Source organism: Pseudomonas sp. MEJ108, from assembly GCF_030208985.1.
In the GTDB taxonomy this organism is placed as follows: Bacteria; Pseudomonadota; Gammaproteobacteria; order Pseudomonadales; family Pseudomonadaceae; genus Aquipseudomonas; species Aquipseudomonas fragariae.
Window position 1 is genome coordinate 25,784 of sequence record NZ_JARVSW010000011.1, and the last position, 15,522, is coordinate 41,305.

Sequence of the window (15,522 nt, forward strand, 5' to 3'; positions counted from 1 at the left end):
GATATGGGCTTTGGCCGTTTGCCGTTATGATAGGCACCCCCCGCAGTCTGGATTGCGAAGACGCCATGACCCTGCAGTATCAAACCATTGCCGATTGCGTCGGCAACACCCCGCTGGTGCGTCTGCAACGCATGGCGGGTAATACCAGCAATACCCTCCTGTTGAAACTCGAAGGTAACAACCCCGCTGGCTCGGTAAAAGACCGCCCGGCCTTGTCGATGATCACCCGCGCCGAGTTGCGCGGCCAGATCCATCCGGGTGACACGCTGATCGAAGCCACCTCCGGCAATACCGGAATCGCGCTGGCCATGGCTGCGGCGATCAAGGGCTACCGGATGATTCTGATCATGCCGGACAACTCCAGTGCCGAACGCAAGGCCGCGATGACCGCCTATGGCGCCGAGCTGATTTCGGTCAGCAAGGATGACGGCATGGAAGGTGCCCGTGATCTGGCCGAGCGCATGCAGGCCGAAGGCCGTGGCAAGGTGCTCGATCAGTTTGCCAATGGCGACAACCCCGAGGCGCATTACACGTCCACCGGTCCGGAAATCTGGCGGCAGACGGGCGGTACCGTGACCCATTTCGTCAGTTCGATGGGCACCACCGGCACCATCATGGGCACCTCGCGCTACCTCAAGGAGCAGAATCCCGACGTGCAGATCGTCGGTCTGCAACCGATGGAGGGCGCTTCGATCCCCGGTATTCGCCGCTGGCCGCAGGAATACCTGCCGAAAATCTATCAGTCGGACCGTGTCGACCGCATCATCGACATGGGCCAGAGCGAAGCCGAAGACACCATGCGCCGCCTCGCTCGCGAAGAAGGCATCTTCTGTGGCGTGTCGTCCGGTGGCTCGGTCGCCGGGGCATTGCGTATTTCTCGTGAAGTCGAAAACGCCGTGATTGTGGCGATCATCTGTGACCGAGGCGACCGTTACCTGTCGACCGGCGTCTATGATTCGCCCAACTGATGGCCAAGCATGAAAGAGGTTTGCGCTTTCAGCCTGCGGGCGGCGTTAAAACCGTACAGATTCCTGCCGGTAAAAAGCAGCGGCTGACCATTGAGCGGCTGTCCGACGACGGTCGCGGTATCGCCTTTCTCGAGGGTAAAACCTGGTTTGTCGCCGGCAGTCTGGCCGGCGAAGAGGTCGAGGCGCGCGTACTCAATGCGCGCGGCAAGGTCGTCGAGGCGCGCACCGAGCGGGTGTTCACTGCCAGCGCCATGCGTCGCGCTCCGGCCTGTGAGTATTTCGGTCGCTGCGGCGGCTGCAGTGTTCAGCATGTGCCCCATGAAGAACAGCTTGCCCTGAAACAGCGCATGCTCGCCGAGCAGTTGCTGCGCGTGGCGAACGTGGTGCCGGATGAATGGGCGGCACCTTTGAGTGGTGCCGAGCTGGCCTATCGCCGACGCGCGCGGGTCGCGGTTCGCTGGGATGCCAAGGCCAAAAGGCTGGATGTGGGGTTCCGCGCAGCCGCCAGCCAGGACATCGTCAGCATCGAACACTGTCCAGTGCTGGTACAAGCCTTGCAACCGATCATGAATGAGTTGCCTGGCATGCTGAAAAGTTTCAGCAAGCCGCAGGTGCTGGGTCACGTCGAGCTGTTCAGTGGGGTTGCGACTGCCGTGTTGTTGCGCCACACCGCGTCGCTTGCCGAGGCCGACCTGGCGCTGTTGCAGGCGTTTTGCTCCAGGCACGACGCGCAGCTGTGGCTACACGGCGAAGGCGAGCCGCAACCGGCCAGCCCCGGCGATACGCTGGGCTACCGGCTGGAGCCGTGGAACCTGCAACTGGCCTGGCGACCGGGAGATTTCATTCAGGTCAACGCGGCGGTCAATACCGCGATGATCGAGCAGGCCCTGCAATGGCTGGCGCCTGCAAAAGATGAGCGTGTCATGGATCTGTTCTGTGGTCTGGGCAATTTCGCCTTGCCACTGGCGGGGCTGGCCAGGGACGTGGTGGCGGTCGAAGGCGTTGCGACCATGGTCGAGCGTGCAGCCGTCAACGCAATGAGTAATGATCTGCACAATGTGCGGTTTTTTCAGGCGGATCTTTCCCAGCCGCTGACACAGGCCGACTGGGCGGCAGAGGGGTTTTCTGCGGTACTCTTGGACCCACCGCGTGACGGAGCCTTTGAAGTGGTCCGCCAGATCAGAAAGACGGGGGCCCGGCGACTGCTTTATGTTTCATGCAACCCGGCAACTTTGGCTCGTGACGCGGTCGAACTGATCCGTCAGGGCTACCGATTAAAACGTGCCGGAATCCTCGATATGTTTCCTCAGACGGCGCATGTCGAGGCGATGGCTTTATTTGAAATGAGTAAGTGAGCGGCGTTCACTGGAACGAGTTCGTTGCTGACAAGGAATCTCATTTAATCCGACTGGCCCGCGAATGCCGGTCCTTGCTTGCCCGGCAAGTGGCATTCGCTCAGAAGGCTGGCGACTGATGGCGCTATTCATCGCGCCGTAGGGAAGGTAAGCAGCATGGTACAGGTGAGAGCGAACCAGCCGATAAACACAGACGGCAGTATCAATCTCGACGCGTGGCTCGATCATATTGTCAGCGTCGACCTGGTCCTGGACCGGGAAGTCATGAAAAAGGCCTGTGAATTTGCCCGGGAAGCCGAGCAGACCGACAAGGCTCACAAGAATCATTGGGCAGAGGGCACCTCCAGTTTCCAGACCGGTCTGGAAATCGCGGAGATCCTGGCTGACCTCAAGCTGGATCAGGATTCGCTGGTCGCTGCGGTCATTTACCGTGGCGTGCGTGAAGGTCTCATTGCGCTGCCGGACGTCGAGCAGCGCTTTGGCGCAACGGTCGCCAAACTCATCGACGGCGTGCTGCGCATGGCCGCGATCAGCGCCAGCCTCAGCCCTCGTCAGTCATTGGTGCTCGGCAGTCAGGCGCAGGTGGAAAACCTGCGCAAGATGCTGGTGGCGATGGTCGACGACGTTCGCGTTGCGCTGATCAAGCTGGCCGAACGTACCTGCGCGATTCGTGCGGTGAAGAACGCCGACGACGAAAAACGCAACCGTGTGGCCCGCGAAGTCTTCGACATCTATGCACCGCTGGCCCACCGCCTGGGCATCGGTCACATCAAGTGGGAGCTGGAAGACCTGTCCTTCCGCTACCTGGAGCCCGATCAATACAAGCAGATCGCCAAGCTGCTGCATGAACGCAGGCTGGACCGCGAGCGCTTCATCAGCGACGTCATGTCTCAACTCGATAACGAGCTGCAGGCCACCGGCGTGACCGCTGACATCAGCGGCCGTGCCAAGCATATCTACTCCATCTGGCGCAAAATGCAGCGCAAGGGCCTGGCGTTCAGCCAGATCTATGACGTGCGTGCGTTGCGTGTGCTGGTCCCGGAAATGCGCGACTGCTACACCGCGCTGGGTATCGTGCACACCTTGTGGCGGCATATTCCCAAAGAGTTCGACGATTACATCGCCAACCCCAAGGAAAACGGCTATCGCTCGCTGCACACCGCGGTGATCGGGCCGGAAGGCAAGGTGCTGGAAGTGCAGATTCGCACCCACGCCATGCATGAAGAGGCCGAGCTGGGCGTTTGTGCGCACTGGCGCTATAAAGGCACCGACGTCAAATCCGGCTCCAATCATTACGAAGAGAAGATTTCCTGGCTGCGTCAGGTGCTCGAATGGCATGAAGAGCTGGGCGACATCGGCGGTCTGGCCGATCAGTTGCGGGTTGATATCGAGCCTGACCGCGTCTACGTCTTCACCCCGGATGGCCACGCCATCGACCTGCCCAAGGGCGCGACACCGCTGGACTTCGCCTATCGGGTGCACACCGAAATCGGCCATAACTGCCGGGGTGCGAAGATCAATGGCCGCATCGTACCGCTCAACTACAGCCTGCAGACCGGCGAGCAGGTCGAGATCATCACCAGCAAGCACGGTACGCCGAGCCGCGACTGGCTGAACTCGAACCTGGGCTACATCACCACCTCGCGTGCGCGGGCCAAGATCGTTCACTGGTTCAAGTTGCAGGCCCGCGACCAGAACGTCGCCGCCGGCAGAACCCTGATCGAACGCGAACTGGCGCGCCTAGCGTTGCCGCAGGTCGATTTCGACAAGCTGGCGGACAAGGCCAATCACAAGACCGCCGACGACATGTTTGCGGCATTGGGTGCGGGCGATCTGCGTCTGGCGCAACTGGTCAATCTGGCTCAGCAGCAGGTTGAGCCTGATCGCGTCAATGAACAGCTGGAGCTGATCCCGCGCAAGGCCACCGGCTACAAGCCCGGCAAGCGTGGCGATATTCAGATTCAGGGCGTCGGCAACCTGATGACGCAGATGGCCGGCTGCTGCCAGCCACTGCCGGGCGATGCGATCGTCGGTTATATCACTCAGGGTCGTGGCGTCAGCATTCACCGTCAGGATTGCGCTTCGGTGCTGCAATTGGGCGGTCGCGAGCCCGAGCGGATCATTCAGGTCAGTTGGGGGCCGGTGCCGGTGCTCACTTATCCGGTGGACATCATCATCCGTGCCTACGACCGTTCCGGCTTGCTGCGAGACGTCACCCAGGTGCTGCTCAACGAGCGGATCAACGTGCTGGCGGTCAATACCCGTTCGAACAAGGAAGACAACACAGCGCTCATGTCTCTGACCATCGAGATTCCGGGTCTGGACGCGCTGGGGCGGTTGCTGGGGCGCATTTCCCAGTTGCCGAACATCATTGAAACGCGCAGGAACAGGACGCCCTAGGGGCAGCTATAAGCTATAAGCTGCAAGCTGCAAGCTGCAAGCTAAAGCTAAAGCTAAAGCTAAAGCTAAAGCTAAAGCTAAAGCTAAAGCTAAAGCTAAAGCAGATTGCGGTGGCTTCTAGCTTGAAGCTTGAAGCTTGAAGCTAAACCGCTGCGACCGAAGGAAGCCTATGTACACAGTTCAAGACCTGCTGCACCTCATGGCCCGGCTGCGTGATCCGCAGTTCGGCTGTCCGTGGGACCTGAAGCAGACCTACGCCAGCATCGTGCCGCACACGCTGGAAGAAGCCTATGAAGTGGCTGATGCCATCGAACAGGGCGACCTCTATCATCTGAAGGGCGAGCTGGGAGACCTGCTGTTTCAGGTGGTCTTCTATGCGCAGTTGGCCAAAGAGGAAGGCCGGTTTGAATTCGACGATGTCATCGACGGTATTACCCGCAAGTTGCTGCGTCGCCATCCGCACGTGTTTCCGACTGGCGAGCTGTACGCGCCGGCAGAAACGCCGCGCCTGACCGACGAGCAGGTCAATCGTCGTTGGGACGAAATCAAGGCCGAGGAGCGTGCCGAAAAGGCCGGTGTGCCCGAGCAGTTGTCGTTGCTCGACGACGTGCCGAGGGCCTTGCCCGCGTTGAGTCGTGCGGCCAAACTGCAGAAGCGTGCAGCGCAGGTGGGTTTCGACTGGCCTGCGGCATTGCCGGTGGTCGACAAGGTGCGTGAAGAACTCGATGAAATTCTCGAGGCCATGGTCGACAATGACGCCGAGGGCATTGCCGAGGAAGTCGGCGACCTGCTGTTCAGCGTCGTCAACCTGGCCCGACACCTTAAGGTCGACCCGGAAACTGCGCTACGCTCGGCCAATAGCAAGTTCGACAGACGCTTCCGATTCATTGAACAGGCTTTGCGCCACCTGCAGCGTCCTATCGAAGCGTGCTCGCTCGAAGAAATGGACGCGTTGTGGGGCGAAGCCAAACGTCAGGAAAAGAGCACACCCGGCTGCGGCTGAGTGTGCGGTAACGGTATAAGTGAGTAGACAATGAGCCTTTCCCTTCGCGATCAGTTGCTCAAGGCAGGTCTGGTCAACCAAAAGCAGGCCAAGCAGGTCGGCAAAGAAAAGCAGAAAGAGCAGCGTCTGGTGCACAAGGGTCAGGCTCAGGCCGATGACTCGCAAAAGCGTGCGGCCCAGGAGGCCATGGCCGAGAAGGCCAGGCGTGACCAGGAGCTGAACCGTCAGCAGCAGGAGAAGGTCGAGCAGAAAGCCCGTACCGCTCAGGTCAAGCAACTGATCGAAGTGTCGCGCCTGCCCAAGCTGATCACCGAGGATTACTACAACTTCGTTGACGACAAGAAGGTCAAGCGCATCCCGGTCAACGCCATGGTGCGCAACAAGCTCAGCAGCGGTTCACTGGCCATCGTTCACCACGGCGGCGGTTACGAGATCATTCCGCGTGAGGCTGCGCTGAAGATTCAGGAGCGTGACCCGCGTCGTATCGTGCTGCTCAACACCCCGACCGAAGCGCCGGATGCAGACGACCCGTACGCGGCGTATCAGGTGCCTGACGATCTGATGTGGTAAGCCCACGGCGCGGTCATTGAGTTGTCAAAACAAAACCCGCATTCAGCGGGTTTTGTCTTTTTCTGTTCTTGGAATTGTTCAGTGGTTGCCCTGGCTTTCCAGCGCTTCCAGCTCTTCCTTATAGCGAAGGGCATCGGACTCAACGTGGAACATGCCGACCAGTTGGTCCTGTTGGTGCACATCCCAGATCTGGATGCCGTCGGCAACGGCTTCGTGAGAGAGGTGGGCGTCGTCGCGTTCAGTAACTCTGACAGTCATAGTAGTAAGCTCCTGACTTTGATGGCCTTGATGGTCAGGCCTCTGGATGCTGCGGCGATGTGTCGCAGGACTCTTTTATAGGATTTGTTAGCTGCCTAAGTAAATAGCCTGTTCAGGTTCCCCAGTGGTCAGAAACTGATCGATCTTCTGCAGCCCTTGCATGGCGAGGCTTACAGCGCGGTGGAGGCAAAATGAAGGATGTTTCATGTGCTTCGAGGCTGTCCGAACGCACGTGAAAACGCCGTTCCAGACGCTCCGCGTCCTCGTGACGACGCAGAGCGTCGAGAACTGCATTCCCACGCTGGAGCGTGAGGAACGATCATCGCAACTATCGTGCGGCGCTCTGCATCGCATGCCTTTCTGGACGCTCCGCGTCCTCTTGACGACGCAGAGCGTCGAGACCTGCATTCCCATGCTGGAGCTTGCGGAACGATCATCGCAACTATCGTGCGGCGCTCTGCGTCGCATGCCGTTCCGGACGCTCCGCGTCCTCTTGACGACGCAGAGCGTCGAGACCTGCATCCCCACGCTGGAGCGTGAGGAACGATGATCGTAACTATCGTGCGTCGCATGCCTTCAGCCAATAAAAAGCCCCGCTAACAAGCGGGGCTCTGTGGTGCGGGCGGTCAGGGCAATCAGCTGCCTTTGACGGCCTTGCCGTTGACGGTGCCGTCCAGCAAGACGATGTTGTATTCCTTGCCGTCGGTTTCGACCTGTTGCAGGCGGACCAGCAGGTAATCCCAATCCTTGGCGAACCACAGCACGGTGGTGCGCTTGCTTTGCGTCGGGTCACGTACGCGCTCGACCTTGATCGCATCGACCTGGCCTGTCTTGGTGGTGACTTTTTCCGAACCCAGCACGCGGAAGTCGTAGGTGTCTACTTCATCACCGTCGACAACCTGATAGCTCATGCTCTTCTTGCCCTCAGCGATGTCATGTTGCAACGCCAGCTGATAGGTGGACTTGTCGAGAATGCCACGGTTGAGCGGCAGCTTGATCGCATCGCCACGGTCGGTGCCGGTGACGAACTTGGTGTTCCAGTCGAACGCCAGATCGACCTTCTTGGATTTGCCCAGGCCGCTGCGCTCGAAATTGTAGGTCTGTGGCAGCAGGGTGTCCTTGTCGACCTTCAGTGTGCTGACTTCAGTCAGGCTGGCGATCATCATCGAGGCCTTGAAGCTCAGGGTCCAGGTGCCATTGGCGCCGGCTTCCAGGCTGCGTTCAGCCGTGCCGCTCATGGGCAGTTGTTTCCAGTCGGCGGTGTAGCTGGCGGAGAAGGGTTGAAGGTCTGCGGCCTGTACGGCAGGCAATGCGAGCAGAGCGAAAGCGAAGAGCAGAGCGCGACGCATAGTATCTCCTAATGTCGAATCAGATGGCCGCTGGCCGGGAGTAACTGGCTATCGAGTAACGCACCTTGTTCACCAAGGCTCAGTCGGCCTTCGGCAAACCAGCGAATGGCCAGTGGGTAAATACGGTGCTCTTGAACATGGACCCGTTGCGCGAGCGTTGCGGGCGTGTCGTGCAACTGTACCGAAATAACTGCCTGTACGACCAGTGGGCCGCCATCGAGTTCCTCGGTAACGAAATGCACGCTGCAGCCATGCTCGGCGTCGCCGGCCTCCAGCGCACGCTTGTGCGTGTGCAAGCCTTTGTAACGCGGCAGCAGGGAAGGGTGGATATTCAGCAGACGGCCATGATAGTGGCGAACGAACCCTGCGCTGAGAATGCGCATGAACCCGGCCAATACCACCAACTGTGGCTGAAAGGCGTCGATCCGTTCAATCAGCGCTGCATCGAAGGCCTCACGGCCGTCGTACGCGGTGTGATCCAGTACGCAGGTTTCGATGCCTGCGTCCCGGGCGCGTTGCAGGCCGAACGCATCTGCGCGGTTGGATATCACCGCGCGGATGCGGACGGGGCTGGCCTCGTCCTTGAAGCTGTCGATCATCGCTTGCAGGTTGCCGCCGGTGCCGGACAGCAGCACCACGACTTCGCAGATGGCTGGCATCAATGCGCCTTGAGGTTTTTCAGCTCTACTTGTGCGGCGCCTTCGGCAGCGCTGGCGATCTGGCCGATCACCCAAGGCTGCTCGCCTGCGTCACGCAGTACTTTCAGGGCCGCTTCGACGTGCTCCTGAGCGACGCAGATCACCATGCCAACGCCGCAGTTCAGCACGCGATGCATCTCGTTTTCCGCAACGTTGCCTTGCTGCTGCAGCCAGTCGAACACAGCCGGACGCTGCCAGCTGGCGACGTCGACCACAGCCTGAGCGCCTTGCGGCAGTACGCGTGGGATGTTGTCAAGCAGGCCGCCACCGGTGATGTGGGCCATGGCCTTGACCGCGCCGGTTTCCTTGATCAGCTTGAGCAGCGGCTTCACGTAGATGCGGGTCGGTGCCATCAGCAGTTCGGTCAGCGGTTTGCCGTCCAGCTGGATGTTTTCGATATCGGCACCTGCCACCTCGATGATCTTGCGGATCAGCGAGTAGCCGTTGGAGTGCGGGCCGGACGATGGCAGGGCGAGCAGGGCATCACCGGCAGCGACTTTCGAGCCGTCGATGATCTCGGCCTTTTCCACCACGCCGACGCAGAAGCCTGCCAGGTCGTAGTCTTCGCCTTCGTACATGCCCGGCATTTCAGCGGTTTCACCACCCACCAGCGAGCAACCGGCCAGTTCGCAGCCGGCGCCGATGCCGGTGACGACCTGAGCAGCGGTGTCGACGTTGAGCTTGCCGGTGGCGTAGTAATCGAGGAAGAACAGCGGTTCTGCACCACAGACCACCAGGTCATTGACGCACATGGCGACCAGATCGATGCCGATGGTGTCGTGCTTGTTCAGGTTCAGCGCCAGACGCAGCTTGGTGCCCACGCCGTCAGTGCCGGAAACCAGAACCGGTTGCTTGTAGCCGGCCGGGATTTCGCAGAGGGCGCCGAAGCCTCCCAGGCCGCCCATGACTTCCGGACGCTTGGTGCGCTTGGCGACGCTCTTGATGCGTTCGACCAATGCTTCACCGGCGTCGATGTCTACACCGGCGTCTTTATAGCTCAGGGAGGGTTGCTTGCTCATAGAAAATCCAGGCCTTTAGGGGGGATTCGGAGGTATCGACCGCTGCGTTAGGGCCCCTTCAGCACCGCGCTGTCATGCGGTGGTAATGTTGGGGCCATGGCGATTGCCGGTCTGCGAAGGCGCGCGATTTTATCAGGCTTGCTCATCAGGGGCCATCCTTGCGCCGACAACAGGGCGGTGTTGCACCAAATAAACTCAACCCGGCGGCCTGTGAGTGCGAGCCTGGACGTTTAGGGTGTACTTTATGCGCGAACTGAATGATGGGTGGCTCACGTCTGTCCCAGACTTGCATACCTGCTGAAACAGCTTCTTTTCACTTTTTTCCGTTCGGGAACTGTCCATGCGTTTTTCCAGAATTCTTCTAATCGGCTGTCTGTCCCTGATCAGCCTTCCCAGCCTTGCCGAAACGGTCAGCAACCTTTATCAGGTTCGCGAACCGGTCAATGGCCAGTCGCCCGATGAGCGCACGCGGGCCACGCAGGCCGCCGTCGACACCCTGGTGCTGCGCCTGACCGGCGACGCCAAGGCCGTGCAGGGTTCGGCCATCGCCGCGCTGCGCAAGGACCCGCAGCAGATCATCAGCCAGTACGGTTACGAGGCCGGACCGCCGGAGACCCTGCTGGTCGACTTCGATCCGGCAACCACCGAACGCGCGTTGCGCGATGCGGGTCTGTCGATCTGGGGCAGCAATCGTCCGTCGATTCTCGGCTGGTGGCTGAATGATTCGGTGGAAGGCTCGAATCTGGTCGGCGACGGTCAGGCCGCCGCCGAACCCTTGCGCCAGGCCGCTCAGCACCGCGGACTGCCGCTGCGTCTGCCGCTGGCTGATTTGAGCGAGCAGGGCACCGGTAATGCGAAGACCCTGGAGGGCACTGACCCTGCACCGCTCAAGGAAGCCTCCGAGCGCTATGGCGCCGACGCGATACTGGCTGTGCATGCTAAGGAAGATGGCGGTCAGTGGCAGGGCAAATGGCGCTTGTGGCTGGGTGATCAGCGTGAACAGGGCAGCGCGACCGGTGCCAGCTCCGAGGCGCTGGCCGATGCGGTGCTGCTGTCGGTAAGCGAGCGTCTGGCGCCGCGCTTCGTTGCCAAGCCCGGTGCGTCGACCGGCATGCTGATCCAGGTTCAGGGCATGACGCTTGAGCGCTATGCGCAACTGCTTCAGTTACTCGAACCGTTCGGCGTGCGTCTGAGTTCTGTCGAAGGCGACAAAGTGGTGTTTGAGGTCAGCGGCAGCACCGATCAGCTACGCTCGCAGTTGTCGCTGGCCAAACTGCAGGAAGTGCCCGCAGCCGAAGCAGCCGCTACCGCAACGCCGCCTGCTGCGCCTGTCGATGCGACTGCGCCGGTTGCGCCAGCCAATGGAGCCGCTGCTGTTCCGGCACCTGCGCCCGCACCGATGATTGTTCCGGCGTCCGCGCCACAACTTTATTTCCGCTGGTAACCCGGCAAGAACGCTTTTCCATTGGCTTGAGGGATGTTGATGACTGATATGCGGCGTTGGTTCTGGATCGGCGGCCTGGCCTTGCTGGTCGCATTCGTGGTGCTGTTGCACCCGATCCTCACTCCTTTTCTGGTGGCGCTGCTACTGGCCTATATGGGCGATCCGCTGGTGGATCGCCTGGAGCGCGCCGGACTGTCCAGAACCCTGAGCGTCGTAGTCGTGTTCGGGCTGTTCACGCTGGTGCTGATGGCGTTACTGCTGATTCTGGTGCCGATGCTGGCCAAGCAGTTATTCCGGCTCTACGAGCTGGCGCCGCAGATTCTCGACTGGCTGCAACACGCGGCGTTGCCGTGGGTCCAGGCCAAGTTCGGGCTGGCAGACGGGTTCTGGAAGTTCGACAAGATCAAGGCCGCCATCTCCGAGCATATGGGCCAGGCCGGGGACATCGTCTCTATCGTGCTGTCCCAGGCGACGGCTTCCAGCCTGGCGCTGATCGGCTGGCTGACCAACCTGGTACTGATTCCCGTGGTGTGTTTCTACCTGCTGCGTGACTGGGACATCATGACCGGCAAGATCCGCGGCCTGCTGCCGCGTCAGCGTGAAGCTCAGATCGTCAAGCTGGCGGGTGAGTGCCACGAAGTGCTCGGCGCGTTCATACGCGGTCAGTTGCTGGTGATGGTCGGCCTTGGCGTGATCTACGCGGCCGGTCTGATGCTGGTCGGGCTGGAGCTGGGCCTGCTGATCGGCGTGATTGCCGGTCTGGCGGCCATCGTGCCTTATATGGGGTTCGTGATCGGTATCGGTTCGGCGCTGGTGGCCGGGCTGTTCCAGTTTGGCGGTGACCTGTACCCGATGATGGGGATCGTGGCGGTGTTCATGATCGGTCAGGCCCTCGAGGGGATGGTGCTGACGCCCTTGCTGGTCGGTGATCGCATCGGCCTGCACCCGGTCGCAGTGATCTTCGCGATTCTGGCGGGTGGCGAGCTGTTCGGTTTTACCGGCATTCTGCTGGCCCTGCCGGTGGCGGCGGTGATCATGGTGCTGGTGCGGCACATGCATGATTTGTACAAGGACTCGGAAATCTACGCAGGCGCGGAAGATCCGGAGCTGTAAGGTCGACGCAAGCCTCTTCGCCGCCCGGTGAAGAGGCTCATGCCTTGAGGGTATGCGCCCCTTCAAACGCCCCGTACTGGGCGGCGCTTCACTCACCCTGACGCAAACCTTTGATTTTGCTTGAGGTCTGTCGCATTGTGCGACCAGCGTCACGGGTATAAACTTTGCGCTCTTTACACAGAGGCCCTTGACGGTTTGCATGAGCCGTTAGTCAGCATGAAACCGATTCAGCTGCCCCTGAGTGTGCGTCTGCGTGATGACGCCACTTTCGTCAATTACTATCCAGGCGCCAACGCCGCTGCACTCGGCTATGTCGAGCGGCTGTGCGAAGCCGACGCTGGCTGGACCGAAAGCCTCATCTATCTGTGGGGCAAGGACGGGGTAGGGCGCACGCACCTGCTGCAGGCTGCCTGCCTGCGTTTCGAACAGTTGGGCGAGCCAGCGGTGTATCTTCCGCTGGCCGAAGTCATAGATGAAGGCATCGAGCTGTTCGATCATCTGGAGCAGTACGAACTGGTGTGTCTGGACGACCTGCAGGCGATCGTCGGCAAGCCGGACTGGGAAGAAGCGCTGTTTCATCTGTTCAATCGCCTGCGTGACAGCGGCCGTCGTCTGCTGATTGCCGCGTCCAAATCGCCCCGCGAACTGCCGGTAAAGCTTCCCGACCTGAAATCGCGCCTGACCATGGCGCTGGTGTTCCAGATGCGCGGGCTGTCCGACGAGGACAAGCTGCGTGCCCTGCAACTGCGTGCTTCACGGCGCGGCCTGCACCTGACCGACGATGTCGGGCATTTCATCCTGACGCGTGGTACACGCAGCATGAGCGCGTTGTTCGAATTGCTCGAGCGCCTCGATCAGGCGTCACTCCAGGAAAAGCGCAAGCTGACCATTCCCTTCCTTAAAGAGACCCTCGGGTGGTAGATCAGGCGCTGTTGATGCAGACGGCGGCTGCCTTGCGCCATGCAAAACGGATTCTGGTGATCACCGGGGCGGGGCTGTCTGCCGATTCGGGGCTGCCGACCTATCGAGGTGTAGGCGGGCTCTACAATGGCAAGACCGACGATGGCCTGCCTATCGAAATGGCCCTGTCCGGGCCCATGCTGCGTCGTGATCCTGAGCTGTGCTGGAAATACATCGCCGAACTGGGCAAGGCGTGCCTGGGTGGCGAGCCGAATGTCGCGCATTACGCCATCGCCCAGTTGCAGCGCATCAAACCCGAGTGCTGGGTACTGACCCAGAACGTCGACGGTTACCATCGCGCGGCAGGCAGTCCGCCGGAGCGCCTGATCGAAATTCACGGGCAACTCTCGCCACTGTTTTGCCAATCCTGCGGTGCTGAGGATTCGCAATTGAGTGAGCACTTGCAGCGTCCTTTGCCCCCCTTATGCCCGGCATGTAGTGGCATTTTGCGACCGTCCGTCGTTCTTTTTCAGGAAATGCTTCCCGAAAAAGCGCTGGAAACACTGCATGAACAGCTGGCTAAAGGCTATGACGCAGTGTTGAGTATCGGCACCACCGCAAGCTTCCCCTACATTCACGAACCGGTCATTCGCACCAGAGTTTCCGGGGGTTTTACCGCAGAAATCAATCCGCAGCCGACGGATCACAGCGCGCAGATGGACGTCTTTTTGCCGTACCGCGCGGCACATGTCATGGCCGAACTCATAAGTCACATCTAGTTCGATTGAATTTGCAAATCACCTTCATAAAAGGCATAGTCTCGCCATCTTAACTAGTCAGCCACGGTTGTGCCCATGCAAGTTGTTCGCTTCGCACCCCTCGTGCCTCTCGCACTCGTTACATTTCTCTTCGGTTGCTCGGCCAATATGCCGGTCGCACAGCAGGAACAGGCCCAGCCAGTTCCACGCTATCAGAGCGCAATCAATGCAAATGCCCAGTCCGCAGCCCGTCGCGCCGACGCGGCAGTCCTGCAGGACGAGCTCGCTACCGAAGACGAACTGTCCCAGTTCGCTGATAACAAGTCTTACCAACTGCCGGCCCTGGCCGACAGCATCCTGGAGCGTGGCAAGTCGCTGATCGGCACACGCTACAAGTTCGGCGGCACGTCGACTTCTTCGGGTTTCGATTGCAGCGGCTTCATCGGTTATCTGTTTCGCGAAGAGGCCGGCATGAGCCTGCCACGTTCCACGCGTGAAATGATCAACGTCAACGCACCTCTGGTGGCGCGCAACAAGCTTCAGCCGGGCGATGTGCTGTTCTTCAGTACTCGCGGTCGCGGTCAGGTCAGCCATGCAGCGATCTACGCCGGTAATCGGCAGTTCATCCACTCCAGCAGTCGCCGCAGCGGCGGTGTGCGCATCGACAGCCTCGATGACGCCTACTGGAGCAAGACCTTCATCGAGGCCAAGCGGCCTCTGGCGATGGCCCCGGGTACTGTTGCAGTAAAATCGACACCTGAAGTCACGCAGACAACGGCGATGACTTCGACTACAGTCAAGACCGCGCCCAAGCGGCGTAAATAAATAGAACGCGCAGTACAAGACCTTCGGGTCTTTCTGCGTTTTTGAGCTTCTCGGCAGCGTAAGCCGCATCCGGATAGGTTGTTGTGGTTATGTCGATTGCGTTGCGCCTGTTAGTCATCTCTGTTGCTGCGTTGCTCGGTGCCTGCGCCAGCGCGCCGCCTCCGCCCAAAGCGCCCCGGATCGTTCAGCGTCCGGTGGTCACTGCACCTCCCCAGATTCTTTCTCCGGCTGCCGAAGACGTGCTGTTTCGTGCGTTGGGGCTGGTTGGCACGCCTTATCGCTGGGGCGGCAACACGCCTGACTCCGGTTTCGATTGCAGCGGTCTTATAGGCTATGTCTATCGTGATGCGGCGGGCATTTCCCTGCCGCGTTCCACACGCGAGATGATCGTGATGGGCGCACCGAATATTCGTCGCGAGCAATTGCAGTCAGGTGATCTGGTGTTCTTCGCCACATCGGGCGGTTCTCAGGTGTCCCACGCCGGGATCTATGTCGGCGAAGGCCGCTTCGTGCATGCGCCGGCCACCGGCGGCACGGTCAAGCTCGACAGCCTCGACAAGCCTTACTGGCAGAGAGCCTACCTCAACGCCAAGCGCGTGATTCAGCCCGCCAGCCTGGCGCAGAATCGGCCTTAAGCGCTTCGCGCTGATTGCTCTGCGCGCGCTCATGAGCGTCCAGAACTGCATGCCCACGCCCACGCGGAGCGCTCAACGTTACTTTAGATTCTGGCCGTAGGCCGTAGGAGCGAACTTGTTCGCGAAAGGGCCGGTATGATCGCCGAAAATGCATCTTCTGAAACACCGCCTTCGCGAACAAGTTCGCTCCTACGCCCTTCGGGCAGAACCCTGAAAGGCACGTATTC

The 15,522-nt window shown here is 60.3% G+C and carries 15 protein-coding genes; 11 read left to right on the forward strand and 4 right to left on the reverse strand.

Annotation, left to right across the window (positions count from 1 at the left end; translation table 11 throughout):
* Positions 1–65 precede the first annotated feature (65 nt).
* The 5 genes from cysM (at position 66) to QRN50_RS05720 (ending at position 6,296) form a co-directional block, all read left to right on the forward strand.
* Positions 66–968, forward strand: a complete 903-nt coding sequence (cysM, locus tag QRN50_RS05700) for a cysteine synthase CysM (RefSeq protein WP_003407727.1) — start codon at positions 66–68, stop codon at positions 966–968.
* Positions 968–2,323, forward strand: coding sequence for a 23S rRNA (uracil(1939)-C(5))-methyltransferase RlmD (gene rlmD / locus QRN50_RS05705; RefSeq protein WP_024640383.1), 1,356 nt, complete (start codon positions 968–970; stop codon positions 2,321–2,323). The genes cysM and rlmD overlap by 1 nt, the downstream gene beginning before the upstream one ends.
* Before the next feature lie 156 nt (positions 2,324–2,479).
* Positions 2,480–4,723 carry a GTP diphosphokinase gene (gene relA, locus QRN50_RS05710; RefSeq protein WP_011268592.1) on the forward strand — a complete coding sequence of 748 codons (2,244 nt, stop codon included), beginning with the start codon at positions 2,480–2,482 and terminating at the stop codon, positions 4,721–4,723.
* A gap of 169 nt (positions 4,724–4,892) precedes the next feature.
* Positions 4,893–5,726 carry a nucleoside triphosphate pyrophosphohydrolase gene (gene mazG, locus QRN50_RS05715; RefSeq protein ID WP_096127017.1) on the forward strand — a complete coding sequence of 278 codons (834 nt, stop codon included), beginning with the start codon at positions 4,893–4,895 and terminating at the stop codon, positions 5,724–5,726.
* A gap of 30 nt (positions 5,727–5,756) precedes the next feature.
* Positions 5,757–6,296, forward strand: a complete 540-nt coding sequence (locus QRN50_RS05720; RefSeq protein ID WP_003407712.1) for a DUF2058 domain-containing protein — start codon at positions 5,757–5,759, stop codon at positions 6,294–6,296.
* Between the two features lie 78 nt (positions 6,297–6,374).
* On the opposite strand, the gene QRN50_RS05725 is transcribed toward QRN50_RS05720, so the two are convergent.
* The 4 genes from QRN50_RS05725 to purM form a co-directional block, all read right to left on the reverse strand.
* The gene (locus tag QRN50_RS05725) at positions 6,375–6,554 is read right to left on the reverse strand and encodes a hypothetical protein (protein ID WP_002554613.1); all 180 of its coding nucleotides are present in this window, start codon (positions 6,552–6,554) and stop codon (positions 6,375–6,377) included.
* A gap of 635 nt (positions 6,555–7,189) precedes the next feature.
* On the reverse strand, positions 7,190–7,903 hold the full coding sequence (locus QRN50_RS05730) for a DUF3108 domain-containing protein (RefSeq protein ID WP_003369623.1): 714 nt from the start codon (positions 7,901–7,903) through the stop codon (positions 7,190–7,192).
* A gap of 8 nt (positions 7,904–7,911) precedes the next feature.
* Positions 7,912–8,562 (reverse strand): phosphoribosylglycinamide formyltransferase, encoded by a 651-nt coding sequence (purN, locus tag QRN50_RS05735; RefSeq protein WP_096127221.1) that lies wholly within the window; start codon positions 8,560–8,562, stop codon positions 7,912–7,914.
* Entirely contained in the window at positions 8,562–9,620 is a 1,059-nt protein-coding gene (purM, locus tag QRN50_RS05740; RefSeq protein ID WP_011268588.1) for a phosphoribosylformylglycinamidine cyclo-ligase, read from the reverse strand. The genes purN and purM overlap by 1 nt, the downstream gene beginning before the upstream one ends.
* Positions 9,621–9,960: 340 nt before the next feature.
* Between purM and QRN50_RS05745 the strand changes: the two genes are divergently transcribed.
* The 6 genes from QRN50_RS05745 (at position 9,961) to QRN50_RS05770 (ending at position 15,295) form a co-directional block, all read left to right on the forward strand.
* The gene (locus tag QRN50_RS05745; RefSeq protein ID WP_096127222.1) at positions 9,961–11,064 is read left to right on the forward strand and encodes a DUF2066 domain-containing protein; all 1,104 of its coding nucleotides are present in this window, start codon (positions 9,961–9,963) and stop codon (positions 11,062–11,064) included.
* Positions 11,065–11,103: 39 nt separating this feature from the next.
* Positions 11,104–12,177, forward strand: a complete 1,074-nt coding sequence (locus QRN50_RS05750; protein ID WP_003404282.1) for an AI-2E family transporter — start codon at positions 11,104–11,106, stop codon at positions 12,175–12,177.
* Between the two features lie 216 nt (positions 12,178–12,393).
* On the forward strand, positions 12,394–13,098 hold the full coding sequence (gene hda, locus QRN50_RS05755) for a DnaA regulatory inactivator Hda (RefSeq protein WP_003369632.1): 705 nt from the start codon (positions 12,394–12,396) through the stop codon (positions 13,096–13,098).
* A complete protein-coding gene (locus QRN50_RS05760; RefSeq protein ID WP_024641811.1) occupies positions 13,092–13,856 on the forward strand; it encodes an NAD-dependent deacylase in 765 nt (254 codons plus the stop codon). Before hda ends, QRN50_RS05760 begins: the two co-directional genes overlap by 7 nt.
* 75 nt (positions 13,857–13,931) lie before the next feature.
* Positions 13,932–14,660 (forward strand): C40 family peptidase, encoded by a 729-nt coding sequence (locus QRN50_RS05765; RefSeq protein ID WP_011268584.1) that lies wholly within the window; start codon positions 13,932–13,934, stop codon positions 14,658–14,660.
* Between the two features lie 89 nt (positions 14,661–14,749).
* A complete protein-coding gene (locus tag QRN50_RS05770) occupies positions 14,750–15,295 on the forward strand; it encodes a C40 family peptidase (protein WP_003404277.1) in 546 nt (181 codons plus the stop codon).
* The last annotated feature ends 227 nt before the right edge of the window (positions 15,296–15,522 follow it).

What these genes read in the sequence shown, in the direction of transcription:
- cysM (WP_003407727.1), top strand. Translation starts at nt 66, where the DNA reads ATGACCCTGCAGTATCAAACCATTGCCGATTGCGTCGGCAACACCCCG.
- rlmD (WP_024640383.1), top strand. Translation starts at nt 968, where the DNA reads ATGGCCAAGCATGAAAGAGGTTTGCGCTTTCAGCCTGCGGGCGGCGTT.
- relA (WP_011268592.1), top strand. Translation starts at nt 2,480, where the DNA reads ATGGTACAGGTGAGAGCGAACCAGCCGATAAACACAGACGGCAGTATC.
- mazG (WP_096127017.1), top strand. Translation starts at nt 4,893, where the DNA reads ATGTACACAGTTCAAGACCTGCTGCACCTCATGGCCCGGCTGCGTGAT.
- QRN50_RS05720 (WP_003407712.1), top strand. Translation starts at nt 5,757, where the DNA reads ATGAGCCTTTCCCTTCGCGATCAGTTGCTCAAGGCAGGTCTGGTCAAC.
- QRN50_RS05725 (WP_002554613.1), bottom strand. Translation starts at nt 6,554, where the DNA reads ATGACTGTCAGAGTTACTGAACGCGACGACGCCCACCTCTCTCACGAA.
- QRN50_RS05730 (WP_003369623.1), bottom strand. Translation starts at nt 7,903, where the DNA reads ATGCGTCGCGCTCTGCTCTTCGCTTTCGCTCTGCTCGCATTGCCTGCC.
- purN (WP_096127221.1), bottom strand. Translation starts at nt 8,562, where the DNA reads ATGCCAGCCATCTGCGAAGTCGTGGTGCTGCTGTCCGGCACCGGCGGC.
- purM (WP_011268588.1), bottom strand. Translation starts at nt 9,620, where the DNA reads ATGAGCAAGCAACCCTCCCTGAGCTATAAAGACGCCGGTGTAGACATC.
- QRN50_RS05745 (WP_096127222.1), top strand. Translation starts at nt 9,961, where the DNA reads ATGCGTTTTTCCAGAATTCTTCTAATCGGCTGTCTGTCCCTGATCAGC.
- QRN50_RS05750 (WP_003404282.1), top strand. Translation starts at nt 11,104, where the DNA reads ATGACTGATATGCGGCGTTGGTTCTGGATCGGCGGCCTGGCCTTGCTG.
- hda (WP_003369632.1), top strand. Translation starts at nt 12,394, where the DNA reads ATGAAACCGATTCAGCTGCCCCTGAGTGTGCGTCTGCGTGATGACGCC.
- QRN50_RS05765 (WP_011268584.1), top strand. Translation starts at nt 13,932, where the DNA reads ATGCAAGTTGTTCGCTTCGCACCCCTCGTGCCTCTCGCACTCGTTACA.
- QRN50_RS05770 (WP_003404277.1), top strand. Translation starts at nt 14,750, where the DNA reads ATGTCGATTGCGTTGCGCCTGTTAGTCATCTCTGTTGCTGCGTTGCTC.